4 protein-coding genes and 1 pseudogene are annotated in these 3202 nt (G+C 74.2%); 2 read left to right on the top strand and 3 right to left on the bottom strand.

What is annotated here, in order from left to right; translation table 11 throughout:
• Together BG452_RS32005 and BG452_RS32000 are read left to right on the top strand one after the other, a co-directional pair.
• Positions 1–886: pseudogene (locus tag BG452_RS32005) on the top strand (hypothetical protein); the annotation flags it as partial.
• A gap of 131 nt (positions 887–1017) precedes the next feature.
• Positions 1018–1470, top strand: coding sequence for a MarR family winged helix-turn-helix transcriptional regulator (locus BG452_RS32000; RefSeq protein WP_188307853.1), 453 nt, complete (start codon positions 1018–1020; stop codon positions 1468–1470).
• Between the two features lie 98 nt (positions 1471–1568).
• Here BG452_RS32000 and BG452_RS31995 read toward each other — a convergent pair whose 3' ends face one another.
• The 3 genes from BG452_RS31995 to BG452_RS31985 form a co-directional block, all read right to left on the bottom strand.
• Positions 1569–2144, bottom strand: a complete 576-nt coding sequence (locus BG452_RS31995; protein WP_262986072.1) for a GTP-binding protein — start codon at positions 2142–2144, stop codon at positions 1569–1571.
• Positions 2145–2241: 97 nt separating this feature from the next.
• Positions 2242–2625 carry a DUF742 domain-containing protein gene (locus tag BG452_RS31990; protein WP_188307852.1) on the bottom strand — a complete coding sequence of 128 codons (384 nt, stop codon included), beginning with the start codon at positions 2623–2625 and terminating at the stop codon, positions 2242–2244.
• Positions 2622–3053: a roadblock/LC7 domain-containing protein gene (locus BG452_RS31985; protein WP_188307851.1), complete on the bottom strand. Its 432-nt coding sequence runs from the start codon at positions 3051–3053 to the stop codon at positions 2622–2624. The genes BG452_RS31990 and BG452_RS31985 overlap by 4 nt, the downstream gene beginning before the upstream one ends.
• Positions 3054–3202: the final 149 nt, after the last annotated feature.

Raw genomic sequence — 3202 nt, 5'->3', positions numbered from 1 at the left:
CTGGACGGCCGAGCCGGTGGCCGGGCTCTGGGCCGAGCCGCCGGCCGTCCAGGTGGCGCGGGCCCTGGCGGCGCAGGAGCTGCCGTACGAGAACCGTCCGGCGGGGAGTGACCTGCTGTTCCTGGACGTCACCCTGCTGGGCGCGGCCCCGACCGGTCCGGGCGGGGCGCTCCAGCTGCTCGCCCGTGCCGCCGGGAGCCGGCCGGACGGGCCGGACGGGCTGGTGGTGGTGCTGCGGCCGGGGCACGAGCACCCTGAGCTGGCCTTCCGGGCCAATCTGGCCCTGCTGGCCACCGCCCCCGGCCTGCGGCTGCGGCTGATCGGCCGGTTGGAGCGCGCCGACCGTCCGGAGCTGCGCGTCCTGGCGATCGGCACGCCCCCGGAGGCTCCCGGCCGGCTCGGGCCGGTCCGTCTCGCCCTCGCCGCCGACCGGGCGGGCCGGGCCAACCTCGGTCTGGAGCGCCTGCAGACCGCCGACCTCCAGCCCACCGACGGGCACGTGCGCCCCGCCGAAGCTGCCGTGCTCCCCGCCGCACCGCCGGTCGGCCCGCCGGTGCACGTGCTCGGCCGCCGGGTGGAGCAGACGGTCACCACCGGCCGGTCCGCCCTCGGCCCGAGCACGGCGACGGCGGCGGCGGACCGGAGCCTGCTGCGCGCGGCCGGGCTGGTCACCGCCGCCGAGCTGCTGGACGCTCTCCGGGCGGCTGCGGCGGACCAGCGGCGCGACGTGTTCGGCCGGACCGTCCCGGACGACCACGACGCCTTCGCCGCCGCCTGGCTGGCGGCCGCCGGCTACACCGAAGCGCTGGCGGCCGCGCTCTGCGCCGCCGCCTGGGGAGACGACGAAGCCGCGGGTGAGGCGGGGGCGCGACCGGCGGAGGTATAAGTCGAAGTATTTGCAGAGACCGATAATCCGCGCCAACTGGCATACTTGGGAGACAGCAGACAGCACAGGGCGTACGGACACGGACGTCCAGAGGCCCAGAGGTACAGGCGAACACGAAGGGAAGGTGCGCCATGTCCATCCGTGACGACGCGGCCGAGGTCCGGGCCGGTGGCTGGCGGACGCTTGCCGCACTGCACGGGCTGATCGACGCCGCGCTGGAGAGGGCGCTCCAGGCGGAGCACAAGCTCTCCGTGGTCGAGTACACGGTGCTGGAGGCGCTGTCCCGGCAGGACGGCTGGCACATGCGGATGCAGCAGCTGGCCCGTGCGGCGGCGTTGAGCAGCAGTGCGACCACTCGCCTGGTGAGCCGCCTGGAGGACCGCGGGCTGCTCAGCCGCTACCTCTGCGCGGACGACCGGCGCGGCATCTACACCGAGCTGACGCCGGAGGGCCGTGCCCTGCTGGAGGCGGCCCGCCCGGTGCACGACGCGACCCTGGAGGCGACCCTGGCACAGGCCGCCGAACTGCCCGAGCTGGCGCCGCTGGTGGACGCGCTCGCCGAGCTCACCCCGGCGAAGCCGTAACACCGCCAAGGCCGTCCGCCGGGCAGTGCCTCACCGGGCAGTGCCCCCAGGCAGCGCCCCAGTACCCCAGTACCCCGGCGCCCCGGTATCCCGGCGCCTCACCGCCGCCCGGCGGCCAGTGCGTCCCGGTGCACCCGGTCGAGCAGGGCGAGCAGCAGCTCCTTGCTGGACGCCCGCTCCCGGACGTCGCACAGCACCACCGGTACCTCCGGCCCGAGGTCGAGGGCCCGGCGGACGTCCTCCGGAGAGGCCTCGCGGCGGCCGTGGAAGCAGTTGACCCCGATGGCGAAGGGGATGCCGCGCTGCTCGAAGAAGTCCACGGCGGCGAAGCTGGATTCGAGCCGCCGGGTGTCGGCGAGGATGATCGCGCCGAGGGCGCCGAGGGCGAGGTCGTCCCACATGAACCAGAACCGGAACTGCCCCGGGGTGCCGAAGAGGTAGAGCACCAGGTCCTCGCGGACGGTGATCCGCCCGAAGTCCATCGCCACGGTGGTGGTGGACTTGCCCTGGACGCCTTCGAGGCTGTCGACCCCGATGCTGGCGCGGGTCATCCGTTCCTCGGTCTGCAGTGGTTCGATCTCGCTGACCGAGCCGACCATGGTGGTCTTCCCGACGCCGAAGCCGCCGGCGACGAGGATCTTGACCGCGCCCGGCACCAGGCTCTGGGTCGTCAATTCGGGTCTCCTGGAAGGGAACTGGGGTGGCGCTGGGGTGGCGCTGGGATGGCGCTGGAACGCTGTGGGGAGGGCGGACGGTCCGGCCGGGGGCCGGTCAGAGTCTGCGGACGCCCTCGATCACGGCCTGGATGAGCGAGATGTCCGGGGCCTCGGCGAGCGCGACCGGGGCCCGGGTGAGGATCAGCCGGGCTTCCGCCAGATCGTCCAGCAGCACCTTGACCACGCTCACCGGCAGGTCCATGGTGGCCGCGATCTCGGCCACGGCCAGCGGGCGTTCGCGGCACAGGTCGAGGATCGCGGCCGGCTCGGGGGTTAACCGGCTGGTGTCGGTGCGCGGGTCGGCGGTGACCACCAGGGTGATCAGCGCGAAGCCGTCACGGACCGGGCCGGTGCGCCCGTTGGTGATCGCGTAGGGACGGACCAGGTGGCCGGCGTCCTTGTCGTAGAACCAGCCCTCGTCGGCGTCGGCGGCGGTCACGCACCGCCACCCGCGCCGGTCTGGCCGGCGTCGCTGCGCGGCGCCGCGGTGAGGTACTGGCCGACCTGCTTGACCAGCATGTTGATCTCGTAGGCCATCAGCCCGGCGTCCACCTGCTCGCTGGTGAGGACGGCGAGCCGGGCGCCCTGTCCGGCGGTGGTGACGAACAGGAACAGCTGGTCCATCTCGACCACGGTCTGCCGGACCCGTCCGCCGTTGAAGCGGTGCCCGGCGCCGCGGGCCAGGCTCTGCAGGCCGGAGGCGACGGCGGACAGGTGCTCGGCGTCGGCCCGGTCGAGGCCCTGCGACATGCCGACCAGCAGGCCGTCCTCGGAGAGGACGATGGCGTGCCGGGTCTCGGGTACCCGCGCCACCAGCTGGTCCAGCAGCCAGTTGAGGTCGCGCTGGGTGTCGGTCTGCTGCGTCATCACTGCTGTTCCTTGGCTTCCTGAACGGCGGAGGCTTCCGCGGCTTCCCCGGGGGCGGGAGCTGCGGCCGGGTGGGGGGCTGTGGCGGGCGCGTCCGGTCCGGTACCGGCCGCGCGGGCGCTCCGGGTGCCGCGCTGGATGGCGGCCAT

This window comes from Streptomyces sp. CBMA123, from assembly GCF_014596465.1.
Lineage (GTDB): Bacteria > Actinomycetota > Actinomycetes > Streptomycetales > Streptomycetaceae > Kitasatospora.
The sequence above is the reverse complement of the archived record's forward strand: the minus strand, read 5'-3'. Positions and strand labels throughout refer to the sequence as shown.

Bases quoted from the DNA above. Each gene is read 5' to 3' on its own strand.
- BG452_RS31985 (WP_188307851.1), bottom strand. From the start codon at position 3,053: ATGACGCAGCAGACCGACACCCAGCGCGACCTCAACTGGCTGCTGGAC.
- BG452_RS32000 (WP_188307853.1), top strand. From the start codon at position 1,018: ATGTCCATCCGTGACGACGCGGCCGAGGTCCGGGCCGGTGGCTGGCGG.